The sequence below is a fragment of the Enterobacter sp. 01-M-02-SI-ECC genome, assembly GCF_047530595.1.
Taxonomy (GTDB): Bacteria; Pseudomonadota; Gammaproteobacteria; order Enterobacterales; family Enterobacteriaceae; genus Enterobacter; species Enterobacter cloacae_M.
The window spans coordinates 46,200-61,398 of record NZ_JBLKCZ010000008.1; the positions used below are offsets into that span (position 1 = coordinate 46,200).

Annotated in this window: 12 protein-coding genes; 8 read left to right on the plus strand and 4 right to left on the minus strand. The window is 43.2% G+C overall.

The window, feature by feature from the left end; translation table 11 throughout:
• Positions 1-134 precede the first annotated feature (134 nt).
• The 7 genes from ACMWLG_RS12610 (at position 135) to ACMWLG_RS12640 (ending at position 10,121) form a co-directional block, all read left to right on the plus strand.
• Entirely contained in the window at positions 135-977 is an 843-nt protein-coding gene (locus ACMWLG_RS12610) for a TnsA endonuclease N-terminal domain-containing protein (protein ID WP_045404739.1), read from the plus strand.
• Positions 964-3,087: a transposase gene (locus ACMWLG_RS12615; RefSeq protein ID WP_045620769.1), complete on the plus strand. Its 2,124-nt coding sequence runs from the start codon at positions 964-966 to the stop codon at positions 3,085-3,087. The genes ACMWLG_RS12610 and ACMWLG_RS12615 overlap by 14 nt, the downstream gene beginning before the upstream one ends.
• Positions 3,087-4,535 carry an ATP-binding protein gene (locus ACMWLG_RS12620; RefSeq protein WP_001049180.1) on the plus strand — a complete coding sequence of 483 codons (1,449 nt, stop codon included), beginning with the start codon at positions 3,087-3,089 and terminating at the stop codon, positions 4,533-4,535. The genes ACMWLG_RS12615 and ACMWLG_RS12620 overlap by 1 nt, the downstream gene beginning before the upstream one ends.
• A 40-nt stretch (positions 4,536-4,575) precedes the next feature.
• Positions 4,576-6,132: a TnsD family Tn7-like transposition protein gene (locus ACMWLG_RS12625; RefSeq protein WP_001324699.1), complete on the plus strand. Its 1,557-nt coding sequence runs from the start codon at positions 4,576-4,578 to the stop codon at positions 6,130-6,132.
• Positions 6,133-6,143: 11 nt separating this feature from the next.
• On the plus strand, positions 6,144-7,070 hold the full coding sequence (locus ACMWLG_RS12630; protein WP_414762990.1) for a hypothetical protein: 927 nt from the start codon (positions 6,144-6,146) through the stop codon (positions 7,068-7,070).
• A gap of 362 nt (positions 7,071-7,432) precedes the next feature.
• Positions 7,433-7,732, plus strand: coding sequence for a helix-turn-helix domain-containing protein (locus ACMWLG_RS12635; RefSeq protein WP_001097217.1), 300 nt, complete (start codon positions 7,433-7,435; stop codon positions 7,730-7,732).
• A gap of 562 nt (positions 7,733-8,294) precedes the next feature.
• The gene (locus ACMWLG_RS12640) at positions 8,295-10,121 is read left to right on the plus strand and encodes an AAA family ATPase (RefSeq protein ID WP_023331520.1); all 1,827 of its coding nucleotides are present in this window, start codon (positions 8,295-8,297) and stop codon (positions 10,119-10,121) included.
• Between the two features lie 166 nt (positions 10,122-10,287).
• On the opposite strand, the gene ACMWLG_RS12645 is transcribed toward ACMWLG_RS12640, so the two are convergent.
• The 4 genes from ACMWLG_RS12645 to silR form a co-directional block, all read right to left on the minus strand.
• Positions 10,288-10,638: a DUF305 domain-containing protein gene (locus ACMWLG_RS12645; RefSeq protein ID WP_008786877.1), complete on the minus strand. Its 351-nt coding sequence runs from the start codon at positions 10,636-10,638 to the stop codon at positions 10,288-10,290.
• A 147-nt stretch (positions 10,639-10,785) separates the two neighbouring features.
• Positions 10,786-11,217: a silver-binding protein SilE gene (silE, locus tag ACMWLG_RS12650; protein WP_023165800.1), complete on the minus strand. Its 432-nt coding sequence runs from the start codon at positions 11,215-11,217 to the stop codon at positions 10,786-10,788.
• A 250-nt stretch (positions 11,218-11,467) separates the two neighbouring features.
• The gene (gene silS, locus ACMWLG_RS12655) at positions 11,468-12,943 is read right to left on the minus strand and encodes a copper/silver sensor histidine kinase SilS (RefSeq protein WP_023331519.1); all 1,476 of its coding nucleotides are present in this window, start codon (positions 12,941-12,943) and stop codon (positions 11,468-11,470) included.
• On the minus strand, positions 12,936-13,616 hold the full coding sequence (silR, locus tag ACMWLG_RS12660) for a copper/silver response regulator transcription factor SilR (RefSeq protein WP_023331518.1): 681 nt from the start codon (positions 13,614-13,616) through the stop codon (positions 12,936-12,938). The genes silS and silR overlap by 8 nt, the downstream gene beginning before the upstream one ends.
• Before the next feature lie 189 nt (positions 13,617-13,805).
• On the opposite strand from silR, the gene silC reads away from it, so the two are divergent.
• Entirely contained in the window at positions 13,806-15,191 is a 1,386-nt protein-coding gene (gene silC / locus ACMWLG_RS12665; protein WP_023331517.1) for a Cu(+)/Ag(+) efflux RND transporter outer membrane channel SilC, read from the plus strand.
• Positions 15,192-15,199: the final 8 nt, after the last annotated feature.

Here is a 15,199-nt window from a genome sequence, read left to right on the forward strand (position 1 = left end):
ACAAAGCACTAAAGTTGTAACCATTCTCAAAAAACGACGCTAATGTTGTATACTTACTGAATGTGTGGTTATAGGGTTGGAGACTATAAAATGCACATATAGGTACGTATCAATGTCGTTTTTAGGGTACGATCATGGCTAGGGGTAGGCGTCTCAAATCCTATTTGGATTATGAAAATGCGCTAGGTGACGGCATAGGAGTGGGCTATGGCCAAAGTTATCAGCCCTGGCTTAGAGCTCAGGACGTTAAATCCCGTGGAAACCGTTCGATAGTCTTTGGCCTTAAGACGTTTCGAAACCATCATCTCCTTTCTTCTGTCGAAAGTAACTTTTTCTATCTGGCTGAGTTTAATGACTCGGTGATTGATATCCGGGAACAATTCCCACTCTTTCCTCTCCGGCTTACCCTACAAATAGCAAATCATCTACATTTTCAACATCCTATGGTGAGGGGAGTAAGAGGAGTACCTGTCGAAGTTCTGAATGTTATGACAACCGATTTTTTACTGACCTTGAGAACTCCTGAAGGCGGACTTCGATACAAAGCTATAGCAGTAAAACATAACGAGAGCATACCTGAACGCGAAGCCCAAAAACTTGAAATAGAGAGGATGTTTTGGCAGTTGATTGATGTTGAGTTTCAAATTTATGTTGGCTCGGAACTCAATAACGTCGTCGGTAAAAACATTTGCTGGGCTACTTCTGTATTAAGAGATGGTTCTGAATTTTATGATAAATATCCTCTTGATAAAATCCTATGGAAGCTTAAACCAGATGTTTATCCCATAGTAGGACTACGTGCAATGATTTCATCAATCTTTGGGGTAGATGCACAAGAAGCGATGATGTTATTGCAGGCAATGATTGGATTAAAAATGATAAATGTTGATTTATCATATCCAATACTCGAAACCGGTCTGATAAAGATAATTTCCAATGACCACTATATAGGACTGAACGCAAATGGATATTATTAGGAATTCAGTCTGGCTCTCTCAAGGCACTGATTTGCTTGCAGAGGGACTTTACCGTGTTTTGGATTTTGACAGAAAGGTCGATTTGTTAATTTTGTTTAAAATAAAATCAGAAAGAACGGGTAAGCCAATCCCTTTCTCATTTTCAATGTTTAAATATTATATTGAATCAAATAGCATAACTTGTAAAGATTATATATATCCTTCATATATGTTAGTAGATGAGAAAGAAATAACAGATAAAGACAGAGGAAGGCGAGATGAAAATTACAATATCATTAAAGATCTTGTAGATGACAGAATGTTTCTGTTCGACTATGCATTACATAAAAAGTCGCACCTTTTAATGGATTACTCCAGAAATAAAAAAATATCACAATATACTATCAGAACGCTTCTGGCGTTGTATTGGCGACATGGGCAGGATATTTATGCATTGCTACCCGCATTCTCGAACTGTGGCGCCGCTGGGAAAAGTAGAATCAAACATGAAATTAAACTTGGGAATTCCAAAAAAAACAGAGCATTACCTAATGAACGATCACGTGTTTTCATTCTTAATGAAAGAGATATAAATAATATTAGAAAATCTCTCATTACGTATCATTATAAAGTTAACGGAGATACGATAAAGAAAACATTAGAGAGACATATTGATTTGTATTTTAGGGATGAAATTAAAACAGCAAACCTAGAAAATAGAGCTCCATATGTTCCTTCTTTAAAACAATTTTCATACTGGAATAAAAAACTCTTCACTAAAGATTTCTCGATAAATAAGAAGAACACGAAAAAAGAAATAGACCTCAAAATGCGGGCGCTTTTAGGTAGTGTGGCTAATACAACTGTTTTGCCGGGTGATGTTTTCGAAATAGACTCAACTGTCGCTGATGTACATCTTATTTCGAGTTTAAACAGACGAAAAGTCATTGGGCGTCCTACTATTTATACAGTGGTGGATCGTGCAACAAGAATGATTGTTGGCCTTCATGTTTCTTTATACCATGCTTCATGGCGAGCCGCCCGACAAGCGTTAGCAAATTGCTTTATGCCAAAAAAAGAATATTGTAGATTATTTGGAATCTCTATTACTGATGATGATTGGCCTTGTTCTCACATTCCATTAACATTGATGTGTGAGAACGGGGAGATGATTGGTCTTAAACCTCAGGAAGAGATGACCCCCCTGACAAAACTTGAGTTTGCGCCAGTCGGTAGAGGCGACAGAAAAAGCATTGTTGAACGCTGTTTCGGCATTCTGAATGATGAGGTTATTCATAGGCTTATTGGAACAACACGAAGGGGAAAGATTGTTAAAGGAGAGCCAACACCGCAATCTAGGGCTTGTTTAACGATTCAGGAGGTCACGTCTTTACTGATTCGGGAGATACTTGCACATAATCAGAGAACGTATGAGGAACTGGCTTATATCAATCCCTTACTGATTGAAAATGATCTCGTAATATCACCAAAAAATAGTTGGATGATAAGCTTAAAGCACGGGAGATTCAGCGCAAGAGCCGTTGGGGCCGACGAAGTGATCGCACGATTGTTAATCCCTGTGAACGCTAACATTACCGCCGGTGGGATTCAGTACAATAATCTTTTTTATGAATGTGATCCTGAAATTGCATCAGGTGTCAGAGTATTTGGAAGAACCACTTGTGAAGCAAGAATAGATGACAATTGCGTAGATTATATATATGTAAGATTTGACAAAAATAGCATTTTCAAAAAACATTACCTACTTAAGAAAAGAGATGTATTTAAAGGGAAAGCTCATCTTGATACAGATGTAATGGCTGATTGGGTAGATACTCAAAAAGAAATTAATTTATTTACTCTGGATTCGCTCAGCAATATCAATAATAAAGATGAATTTAACAGGAAAGGTAACGAAAGATTAAATGAAATATACGAATCTCGCCGGGTACATGGTAAAGATATTAAAAAGAACAGGAAAAATGAACTTGATTCATTAGGGCGAACTCATGTTGCTAATGGAAGATCTGAACCCCTACTTCCTTCATCCAGTAATGTTCTGCTTTTGCCTGGCCGGGAGGAGAAACAAAGATGGTTAAAAGGTAAGAAGAAGACTGAGGACGCAGAATAATGAACCTTATACGGCGCGTTTCAGCGATATATAAAGAACAGGAGTTACCTGAGTATCGTGGCAATCCCTTAATTGAAGCACTTCCTGAAGCGCTTACGGAAGATGAAGTACTTCTGGAAATGAGTTATTTCCCCGAAATTGACGAAAAAATCCGCTGGACTGCCCCGGCGAATGTTAGAGAGCAGTATGTCGAACGTATAAAGAAATTCCGTTGCCCTCAAACCAATCTTATCCAGGCTTATAAGATGATCTTACGGGCACTTAGGGAAAGCTATGCAGCTCGTAATCCTTTAAAAAGCGGAACAATTCAATATCTTCATTACTATGGAAATGAGCGTCCTGATATTGAGCCAGAAAGTGGATATTTTAAATCCCAGGCTGAAACTATTACGATAGTTGGAATGAGTGGTTCTGGAAAAACTACCATGATTGAGCAAGTCATGGATCATTTCCCTCAGATTATAGAACACAGCAGCTATAAAGGAGTTTTTCCCGGCTTCAGTAAGCAAATTGTATGGGTAAAGATTAATTGTCCATACAATTCAAGTGTGAGAGACCTTTGTGAAGAGATTTTACAAAAATTAGATGATGCAATTGGTATTGAACGAACTACACCTGAGATTAGAAATGGTGCTCTGGCTCGCCAGATTGCACAAAGAATTAAATCATCATTTTTGGGTATCCTTGTTATTGATGAAATGCAGAGGCTTAAATTTTCAAGAACCGGGGGTGAGAGTAAGTTGATTGATTTTTTACATGAAATTGTAGATTCCATGGGGGTATCTATGGTTTTTTGTGGAAATCATCCTTTTGACGAGACGCTGACAAAGAAAATGAGAATTGCCAGGCGGGCAGAGTCTGGTGGTTACATGAAAATTAAGAATGTTAGATACGATTCACAAGACTGGCAATCGTTTATTCATTATTTATGGCCATTACAATGGACAAATGTTGAAACTCCATTAAATGATGAGTTAAACGAAAAATTATTCATTTTATCTAAAGGCAATATTGGATTGGCTCAGATGATTTATCGGGGGGCACAATTAAAGGTTATCGGTAGCGGCAATGAAATCATCACTGGCGCAGTCTTGTCGGCCTCTGTACCGGTACTCGTGAGTCATACGGAGGAATATAAGGATACTCCACTCCCGGGGGCCGCGACTGAAGATGAGGAAGCTAAATGGCTCTCTGCATCTAATGAGGGTGATGCTTCGGCTAAAATCATGGCAGAGAAGTCCCTAAAGTCTTTGATCCCTGGGGATATAGACAGGCCACAGCACAAGGAATTCGTAGGAAAAATAGACGAGGTTTTGCGCAATTTCGACGAGAAAATACTGTCTCTTGACCACGATCTTGTTATCAACAGAACAGCTGAAAAGAAAAATACCTACGATGCTCTTCAGCGTTGCGGGCTTATAAATATAGATCCACTTAATAAATTGTAATGAGGTAACAGTTCGTAACGGTCAAAGAGAGGTGTGGGAAATGAGAATGTTGCCTGTTTTGCCTGATGAATCCTTGTTCAGCCGGTTTTGTCGGACAACTACCGTGTACGGTATGTCCCCATCTTCTCTGTTAACGATCATTTTCAACAAACCTGATATGAACGTCCATCCAATTCTCAATTCAGGATTAAAGGCTATTTCTCTTCATACATCCGAAAGTGCAGATCAGCTCTGGCATGAACAGACTTTACTCCCTCTTTTTGCCTGGGCACTACCAATCAGTCGTAATGAAATTATGGATTTCAACACGACCCCTGCCAGGCTTAATCGATTGTGCCGCCTTAGTAATTTTTCACTAGGGCAGCGCACACTATTGAAGTTTTGCCCGGTTTGCGCTCGTGAAGATACTTTTCATTATGGTGTTACTTATTGGCATCTGGCGCATCAGCTTCATGGGGTTACAACCTGCCATCGGCATCCGGTAGCGCTTGAAAGCATCCATGTCCCTTCTTCACCGCACATACGTATTGGACTGATGCCTCCTGTTTCGTATACAGAACAACTTAGCAATGAGATAGACTTCGATTTTGCTAAGTTTTGTTATGAGTCCCTAAATATAATCAGAAGAAAAGATATTACACACCCCAATTACATGGATGTACTTAAAAAGTTGAATTTATTATCATTGGATGGAAATTTAAAGAAAAATGTATTCTACGCACATGTTTATGCTAAGTGCCAGTTATTTGGGGAGGGTTCATCGGGACTTATACCAACATCCCTAACTGATTATCATTACTGGGAGCCTATACTCAAAGACAAATGTTGTCAGCATCCCACAAAGCATCTTTTGCTTTGTTATTGTTTGTTAAATACTTGCTGGCCAACGTATGCAGGAAGTCGTACTAATAAAAAGAAAGAAATCTTTAAAAGTCATAAGAAATACAGTTTTCATATAGTTGAAAATAATACTAGTGTTAGCAACCTTGGGAAGGAATTTAGTCGCAGCAGATGTTACATTAAAACACTTATTTATAAAAAATACCTGAGGGCGTTTAAGCGAAACACAAAAATTAATATATTCACTGAATTGCTTATCAAGTCTATGGCTGTAAGGGGGTTTAGTCTGGCATCCATAGCTGAGAAAAACTCATTATCGGAAGGAGCTGTATCCTCTGTAATTTCATCTTGTTACGGTTTATGCTCATGGCGTAAAAAATGTAAAAAAGATTCTTTAAGACGGCGTCATAAGCAGAAAATATTAAGGTTTATACATAATCAATCCGTTTCTATAACACGAAAGTTAGTCAAAGAAAGTTGTTATGCAAGTTTCTATTGGCTAAATAAACATGAATGTGACTGGCTTAATTCCTGTCTTCCTAAAACAATACGATGCTATAAAAATAAAAGAGTAGACTGGAGCGAGAGAGATATTATCTCATCATCATTAATAAATGATGTTTTATCTCAGGGGCAGTACTCGATGTCACTTACAAGTCTAGATGCTTTACTGGGAGGGCATGGCTGGCTTTTGAAATACAGAGATAAACTACCAATGACAATGATACTTCTCAGAAAAATGGAACTAATTAAATAAGAGGGAGTTATATGGTTTACGAAAATGAATTGTGGCACAGTTTTCTTCTGCGTTCACAGATAATGTATAACTTATCCAATTGCAGGAACATAATATCAAAGCATGGCGCACTAAGGTACGATGCCTTTCCTCGTTTCGAACTGATTGATATGTACAAATTGCATAGCTTGCAGGATATATATGACATTCTTGCCACTAGAAATGGTTATATACTAACTTCCAATATAGTGTCGTTATCTTCTGGTGTTTACGGGTATTTTAACGCTGTTGAAGATGCCTGTCGGAAAAATTTTCACATAACTAATTCATATCCATTGGTAAACATCTCAAACATTCGTTACTGTCACAAATGTATTGTTGAAGATATACACTCTAAAGGCATTGGTTATCTGCGTCATAGATGGTTGTTTGAATCTAAATGTGCAGTTCATAGTACCAGTTTATATGAGGTTTGTTTTGATAACTATTTGAATGCAGTGAAAGGACTTAGTGACTTAATTATAAGTGGAATAAATCCTCATGGTTATTGTTCCCTTGTGGTTGACATTTCAAATCCTTTCAAAACTCCAGTGTATTTATTGCCATGTGCCAGGGATAAAATTTTAAAATGGATTTCTGACAATAAAAATGAGCTGGTTTACTTTCTCTTTGACCTCTTTAAAAGTAAATCGCATTCTAGTTTATTAAAGGTTATTGAAGTCAGGATAATGCATAGTAGTTATATTTCTGCGGTGTTCAGGATATTGAGTGAGGTTAATTTTTGTAATTTCAACTCATTTATTACCGATTTATTCGAGGACGTAAGTTATGCCTCTGTTGGACTTGATGATTATTCTGTTAATGTGGATTTTCTCAGGCTAAAAGCCGCAGATTGCAAATTTTGCCGGTTCAATGGTAAAAATTTTTGCTCACTTTTTAATGTAAAGCTTCTTCGCTAATTTTTACTTCATTTATAAACTACTAAGAAAGCTAATAAGATAGGGTTATATATTTTGATTAGGGCGGGAATAAATTATCACTTCCCGAGTATCCCTGGGGGTTACCACCTGAGTATGATGCCGGTTAGCAACAACGTCTAAAAGACCTACGATCACGATAAATGTCACTGGGTCACTCTCAAGCAAAGTGGTCAGGGGTGCTAGATACCAGTACTGCTTACTCAACACGGCCTTGTTTTTGAAAGATGCCGAATCTTGGCAAGAGGCGTATTACAGCCTATAGTCTGTTAATGAGTATTACAGCTTATCTGCTGTAAATCCATTCGTTGTGCTTGTTAACCCGTCGATACGGAAGATCACTTATGAACACTCAATACGCTTTGAAGACCTTGAATCAGTTGCGTCCTGTTTTAATCGGCTTTCGCAAAGCCAATGGACTGACGCAAAGAGATGTTTCTGAACGTTTGGGTGTAACACAGCAAACTTATGCCCGACTGGAGGCCAACCCTGCAAGTGTGGGTTTTGAGCGTTTGTTTAGAGTGTTCAGCGTCCTTGGAGTGGAGATCGTACTTTCATCCAGGGAACCATTGTCAGATGCAAAGCCCGAATACGGAGCTTTGCACAATGATTCTTCACTTCCAGCCAGGCGGGAGAAATGGTGACGCCATGCGCTTCCCGGTCTAATTGTCTGCAGCAATATTAACCCCTTAGCGGCCTGAAGTATCAGGTTGCTATGAAGCCTTTCGTTTCTTCTGTTATGTTAAATACACCAGTTTGAGCTGTTTCGGACAACCATAAATTATCTCTTCACTCTTAAATGAAAATTTTATGTCGATCACATTATCGATGAATTTAGGAAATAATCCGTAAATGAAAATCTATCTACCTTTAAATTTATCAATGTCCGTACGACATAATTAATATCAAAGAATGTGTATTATTATCATTTAAGTCATAAAAGCCATGAGTCAGTTCCAAAAAATATAATGAGCATTGAAATTATTACCCATCATTCTGGAGTTTTAACTTAGCCATGTATCGAACCACAAGTTGGCTTCCGGTGTTTTGAGGAGCAGTAAAGTTCACAAAGCGCGACCAGATCATAATCCAGAAATGTCGTTAAGATATTCTCAATAACGGTTATCCCTGCATGCTGGCAGGCATTTGAAAATATATTTTGTATTCAGGTTGCAGCAAAACGCTTTCTTACACACAGGACTTCATATGCGGCTCAAAAAATTAAAACTGAAAAACTTCAGAGGCTACAGAAACTCTACTGAAATCATTATTGATGAAGGCATGACGGGCATTGTTGGTCGTAATGACTTTGGGAAATCAACGCTTCTGGAAGCGCTGGCTATTTTTTTTGAAACAGAAGGAATGAAGGCTGACAAGAATGACATGAACTGTTTCAGCCTGAGAGAAGGGGAGGGCCGTTTTGAAATAGCCTGTGAATTCGATGATCTGCCCGATTTTATCATGATCGACGACAGGGTGCAGACCACGCTCGCCTCAGAACATCTGCTGAATGAAGACGGCAATTTTGAAATCGTCAAAACGTTTAAAGCAACGACCTCAGGAAAACCGGAGCAGACCTGCATCCGCTGCATCCACCCGGATGAGGAGCCCCTGAGAAATTTACTGGGCATGAAAATTTCCGAACTCAAGGCGGTGGGAAAAGAAGTTGAAAAAAATGTGGCGGATAAACGCACCGCATCGTTATGGCGTCAGGCCATCAGGGAAGCCGCCGCTCCCTATACCTGTTCGGAAATGTTGCTGGATGTCGATAAAGAGTTTGGAACCGACACAAAATCATTATGGGGTAAGATCCTCGATTTGCTGCCCACGTATGCGATTTTCAAAGCCGACAGGGAAAGCAGCGACGGGGATTCAGAAGCTAAAAACCCCTTACAGCAGGCCGTAAAAGACGCTCAGGCGGCGCTGCAGGACAAAATTACAGCGCTGGAAAATGAGATCCAGGACAGCGTACTGGATGTCGCACAGAGAACGCTGGATAAATTACGTGAAATGGCCCCCGAACTCGCCAGTGAACTGACTCCACGATTTAAGGAAAAACCCAAGTGGACCTTCAATTTCACCCTGGACGGGGAAAATGGCATCCCCATCAATAAGCGCGGCAGCGGGATAAGGAGGCTTATCCTGTTGAATTTTTTCCGGGCTGAGGCTGAAAAGAATGTCGCGGGGACGCCCAGAAACATGATTTATGCCATCGAAGAGCCTGAAACGTCACAGCATCCAAACTATCAGATGATGCTGATGAAAGCGTTGCTGGCACTGGCAGGCCAGCCGCACCGTCAGATTATCGTCACCACCCATGTCCCGGCGCTGGCCGGATTGATCCCTGTCGAAGGTGTACGTTATGTCACCCGAAATGAGGCGGGTGAACCCGTAGTAAAAATGCCGGATGACGCTGTGCTGAAGGAAGCCACTGAAAGCCTGGGGGTGCTACCAGAGACCGGTATGGAAAGGGCGCAGGGGATTGTTCTGGTAGAGGGAAAGTCGGATGTCACTTTCCTGAGGCATGCGGCCAGTTCATTAAAACAGTCAGGTGTGCTGCCAGCCTCTCTGGAGGACGTGAAAATAGTGCCAGTCCTCATAGGAGGGTGTGGCAGCGTCAAACACTGGGTTACATTGAATCTGGCCAACGATCTGGGGCTTCCCTGGTGCGTTTTTCTGGACTCCGATATTGGGGGAGACCCTGCACAGGTTATGTCCATTCAGAAACGTAAAAGAGAAGTGGAGGATGCCGGTAAGGTATTCTTCGCCACGCGTAAACGTGAAATAGAGAACTATCTCTGCCCGGATCTGATCGAAGAAATGACCGGTGTAGCCGTCACGTTTACGGACACCTGTGATGCTAAAAAAATAATTGGCCGGGCGGTGGGAATGAAGCCCGATAATGTGCTTGATAAATTCTGGCCCCGGATGACAGCGGAAAGAATCATCTCAAGATCAACCTATCATGACGGAATGCAGGAAAGGATTGAGCTGGTTGAGATCCTGAGCGATATTGTTGCCATGACGAGATAATGTGTAAAAATTATCGCTGCTGCATATATTCCGGTCCACAGCAAAGGACCGGAGTATAGTATATAAAAAACCCGAAATTAATCGGGTTTTAATTATTTAACGTTTAACAGGCTCCCGTGCCCGGGAGTGAATTAAAATTACGCTTATTATGGCGTTTTTGCAATCTTTATTTTTGACTGCCAAGCCATTTATTCATCTGCTCGATTTCACCTTTCTGAGCTTTAATGATGTCCTGCGCAAGCTTTCTCATTTCGGGATCTTTTCCGTATTTAAGTTCGGTCTCAGCCATTGCTATTGCTCCTTCATGGTGTGCGATCATACCTTTTGCAAAGGCCTTATCGGGATCGGGCTCATTAACGGCGGCCATCATTTTGTCATGCATGTCTTTCATGCCAGCCATATATTCCTGTGACGATGCCGATGAGTGCATATCTGACATTTTCATTTCCGAATGTTCAGCAGAAATGGCTGGCAGGGATAACATTAATATTACAAAAAGGGTGTTTTTGATTTTCATTTAATAAATCCTTTTCAGGTAGGTACCGGTTAATTGTAGCTGAGTCAGATAAAAAAGCCCCCTGACGGGGGCAAAAATCTCACAACATATCCGGTTAAGGAATAATCTATCAAGGAAAGGGTAAAAGCACGGATACTACAGTCGCATTCAGCCTGCATTGATCATGCGGCGGTGCGCTTCGGCCATGGCCTGATGTGGGCCGGATTGCCCGTTATTCATGAATTCATGGGCAACCGCTGCTCTTTCATGCTCATTCATCGCCGTGTAAGATGTTGACGGGACGGTCGTGGATACTGTGTTATTTCCCATCATCTTCTGATGACTTTCCACCATTTTCTGGTGCGCATCCGCCGAGCCGTTCGTCATGGTTTCATGAGCAATAATGGCCTGTTCATGCTGGTCCATACCGGTCATACGAGGAGCAGTCCCCTGGATCCCGACAGGAGCCGCAGCAGACTGCATCTGGTGAGCAGGAGCCTGTGCATTGTTGACGCGATCATGGATATTCACGGTTTCAGTGGCCCAGGACGATGTAATTAAACCAAAGCCCAGCAAAGATGCTAATACGATATTTTTCATGATAACTCTCCATTTCTGAATTAGTGATGTCCGGGGAAGTACAACCGGTGTTTTCAGTTCCATAACTGAAACAGGTTCGGCAGCGTTTATTTCTCCGGGAGAAGGCTGGATATTCATTTCCTGGCGTACTCTGACGCCGGGTATTGATGAAGCAATCCAGCCTTCCTGATAAGTTGCACTAATTATATCGAATGGCTTCTGTTTGCTGCATGACAGGCTAATGACATCTTTGTCATTTAAATCTTTATTCTCAGCATTGGATTTCCGGGATCATTTTCTCCAGTCTGGGCACGGATAAGATAAAACGCGTGGAGCGTACGTCCGATTCCACCCGCACTCTTCCGTGATGTGCTTCCACGATTGACTTTACAATCGCAAGGCCGATGCCGCTGCCTTCTCCTTTTCGTTGTCTGGACGGATCCACCCGATAAAAACGGTCAAAAAGCCTTAATAAATGTTCTTCAGGGATTGGTTTCCCCGGATTTTCAATCACAAGGTCAAAAAAACTCTCCTGCTCTCTTATTGAGACGGTGATGGCCTGTCCCTCCGGGGTATAACGCAGGGCATTGGATAACAGATTATTGATCGCTCTTCTGAACATTTGTGGATCTCCCTCAACCAGGCAGGGCATTCCGTTAAATTTGAGCGTGATATTGCGTTCTTCGGCCCAGGCTTCGAAAAACTCGAAGACTTTCATGACTTCTGCTCTGAGGTCAAACCGGACCCTGTCAGGTATCAGCTGATTATTGTCCGCCTGCGCCAGAAACAGCATGTCGCTGACCATTTTGGTCATCCGGTTATACTCTTCAAGACTGGAGTAGAGGACATCCTCAAGTTCCTTCTGGGTTCGATCCTGACTCAGTGCGATTTCAGTCTGCGTCACCAGATTGGTGATGGGCGTTCTGATCTCGTGCGCGATATCGGCAGAGAAATTGGCCTGGCGGGTAAAGACATCCTCAATCTTTCCAATCATATGATTGAACGAGATAACCAGCTGCTCCAGCTCAATGGGAACGCGTGTCGGTTCCAGCCGCGCATCAAGATTCTCGGAGGTGATGTTTTTAATGGCATTGCTGACATTACGAAGGGGCAGGTGCCCCTGACGGACAGCGATGCGAATGATCAGAACAATCAGCAGGCTTATCACGACGGCGATCGCAATCAGATTTTTTTTCAGCGCATCGAGGTAATGGAGATGGAAATTAATGGAGAGGCCAGTCAGCATGACATAGTTCTGCTGTTTGCCCTGAAATATCGCCTGGCCAGAGGAGGCGATAATCCGGTATGTTTCCATCTTCATTTCAGACCCGGTATCCATCGGTCTCGCAGGATCCTCCACCGTCCAGAGAAAGACATCCCGTGCGCGGCTGTGCTCGCTAAAATCTGCGGAATTCACGGCCGGGCGTAGTGCCGCCCCCTGCGCTGAACTAAAGAGCACTTCCCCCCTGGGATTGAGGAGCAAAAGGGCAACGTTGCGGTAGCTGGCAATCGACTCCTTTATTTTGCTTACTTTTTTTTCATCCGGATCCACCGGGGACTGCAGTATACGGTTCAGGGTAGTGCTGATTTGTTGAAGATCGCTGACATCCTGCTCGGCAAAATGATTTTCAACAGAATGCAGCATAAACCAGGTGAAGGCGATAAAAGCCAGTATCGTGGACAGGCTGATAAAAAAGGTCAGCCGCAGGGCGAGTGAGAAAGGGCGCCTGGAAGGTTTGCTATGCATCCGGGGCCTCCAGCATATAGCCCACGCCCCGGACAGTCTGGATCAGCTTTGTCCCGTAATCGTTGTCTATTTTAGCGCGGAGTCGCTTTACGGCGACATCAATCGCGTTAGTGTCGCTGTCAAAATTCATGTCCCAGACCTGAGAGGCAATCAGGGAGCGGGGAAGAACCTCGCCCTGATGCCGAATGAAAAATTCCAGCAGGCTGAACTCTTTACTGGTGAGCACAATGCGGTTTCCGGCGCGACTGACTTTTCTGGATACGAGATCCATCGAGAGATCAGCCACCTTCAACTGGCTTTCCGTGATCATCGTGTTTCCCCGCCTCAGAAGGGTTCTCACCCGGGCCAGCAGTTCGGCAAACGCAAAGGGTTTAACCAGATAATCGTCCGCACCCAGTTCCAGTCCTTTGACCCTGTGTTCGATCGTGCCGAGGGCCGTCAGCAGTAAGACCGGCATACCCTTTCCGGCAGTGCGCAGCATGCGGATGATATCCCAGCCGTTCACATCAGGCAGCATGATGTCCAGAATGACTAAATCATACTCGGCTGTCATGGCGAGATGATATCCGGTAAGACCATTATCAGCGTGATCCACTACGAACCCTGCCTCTGTAAGCCCTTTGCTGAGATATTCACCTGTTTTAATTTCGTCTTCGACGATCAATATTTTCATCTTGCTCCCCGGCTGGCTGCTAAGGTCATTCTATTGCGCCCACGATCGTTATCAACGGATTACAGCAAAAATGACAACATTGTCATTATCCTGTCACCCGCCAAACAGAGAGCGTTCGGTAAAGTACCCCTATCAATACTCTGGACTTCATTTGAACCATTTACCAGGTCTGCCTGGACGAGAAGCGTTATGTTCAAATTAAAATTACTCAGCATTAGCACGATATTCATCCTGGCCGGTTGTGTCTCTCTGGCTCCTGAATATCAGCGCCCGGCAGCACCGGTACCCCAGCAGTTTTCACTGTCCCGAAACAGCCTGACGCCAGCAGTGAATGGTTATCAGGATACGGGCTGGCGTAACTTTTTTGTCGATCCCCAGGTTACACGGCTGATTACTGAAGCCCTGAATAATAACCGTGATTTGAGAATGGCTGCCCTGAAGGTTGAAGAGGCCCGGGCCCAGTTCAACGTCACGGATGCAGATCGTTATCCCCAGTTGAATGCCTCATCCGGGATCACATACAGCGGTGGCCTGAAAGGCGACAAGCCGACCACACAGGAGTACGACGCGGGTCTGGAACTCAGCTATGAGCTCGATTTTTTCGGCAAACTTAAGAACATGAGTGACGCTGATCGCCAGAACTACTTTGCCAGCGAAGAAGCCCGTCGGGCCGTACACATCCTGCTGGTATCCAACGTTTCACAAAGCTATTTCAGCCAGCAACTGGCGTACGAACAACTCCGTATTGCGCGGGAAACGCTGAAAAATTATCAACAGTCCTATGCTTTCGTTGAGCAGCAGCTCGTGACCGGGAGTACGAACGTTCTGGCGCTTGAACAGGCGAGAGGACAAATCGAAAGTACCCGCGCCGAAATAGCCAAACGAGAAGGCGATCTGGCTCAGGCAAACAATGCCCTGCAACTGGTGCTGGGAACGTACCGCGCACTTCCGTCAGAAAAAGGGATGAAAGGCGGGGAGATAGCACCAGTAAAATTGCCACCAAATCTGTCTTCACAAATTTTGCTGCAGCGACCGGATATTATGGAAGCGGAATATCAGCTGAAAGCGGCTGATGCCAATATTGGCGCAGCGCGAGCGGCCTTTTTCCCCTCCATTACCCTGACCAGTGGTCTTTCCGCAAGCAGTACGGAGCTGTCCAGCCTGTTTACGTCAGGAAGTGGAATGTGGAATTTTATCCCTAAAATTGAAATTCCTATATTTAATGCTGGCAGGAATAAAGCCAATCTGAAGCTGGCTGAAATTCGCCAGCAACAGTCGGTGGTTAATTACGAACAAAAAATTCAGTCAGCCTTTAAGGATGTTTCCGACACGCTTGCGCTGCGCGACAGCCTTAGCCAGCAACTTGAGTCACAGCAGCGTTATCTTGATTCACTTCAGATAACTCTCCAGCGTGCCAGAGGATTGTATGCAAGTGGTGCTGTCAGTTACATCGAAGTGCTGGATGCAGAACGTTCCCTCTTCGCTACGCAGCAAACCATTCTCGATCTTACCTATTCCCGACAGGTTAACGAAATTAATCTGTTTACCGCGCTGGGTGGCGGTTGGGTAGAGTAAATTTATTT

Bases quoted from the DNA above. Each gene is read 5' to 3' on its own strand.
- ACMWLG_RS12610 (WP_045404739.1), top strand. From the start codon at position 135: ATGGCTAGGGGTAGGCGTCTCAAATCCTATTTGGATTATGAAAATGCG.
- ACMWLG_RS12615 (WP_045620769.1), top strand. From the start codon at position 964: ATGGATATTATTAGGAATTCAGTCTGGCTCTCTCAAGGCACTGATTTG.
- ACMWLG_RS12620 (WP_001049180.1), top strand. From the start codon at position 3,087: ATGAACCTTATACGGCGCGTTTCAGCGATATATAAAGAACAGGAGTTA.
- ACMWLG_RS12625 (WP_001324699.1), top strand. From the start codon at position 4,576: ATGAGAATGTTGCCTGTTTTGCCTGATGAATCCTTGTTCAGCCGGTTT.
- ACMWLG_RS12630 (WP_414762990.1), top strand. From the start codon at position 6,144: ATGGTTTACGAAAATGAATTGTGGCACAGTTTTCTTCTGCGTTCACAG.
- ACMWLG_RS12635 (WP_001097217.1), top strand. From the start codon at position 7,433: ATGAACACTCAATACGCTTTGAAGACCTTGAATCAGTTGCGTCCTGTT.
- ACMWLG_RS12640 (WP_023331520.1), top strand. From the start codon at position 8,295: ATGCGGCTCAAAAAATTAAAACTGAAAAACTTCAGAGGCTACAGAAAC.
- ACMWLG_RS12645 (WP_008786877.1), bottom strand. From the start codon at position 10,638: ATGAAAATCAAAAACACCCTTTTTGTAATATTAATGTTATCCCTGCCA.
- silE (WP_023165800.1), bottom strand. From the start codon at position 11,217: ATGAAAAATATCGTATTAGCATCTTTGCTGGGCTTTGGTTTAATTACA.
- silS (WP_023331519.1), bottom strand. From the start codon at position 12,943: ATGCATAGCAAACCTTCCAGGCGCCCTTTCTCACTCGCCCTGCGGCTG.
- silR (WP_023331518.1), bottom strand. From the start codon at position 13,616: ATGAAAATATTGATCGTCGAAGACGAAATTAAAACAGGTGAATATCTC.
- silC (WP_023331517.1), top strand. From the start codon at position 13,806: ATGTTCAAATTAAAATTACTCAGCATTAGCACGATATTCATCCTGGCC.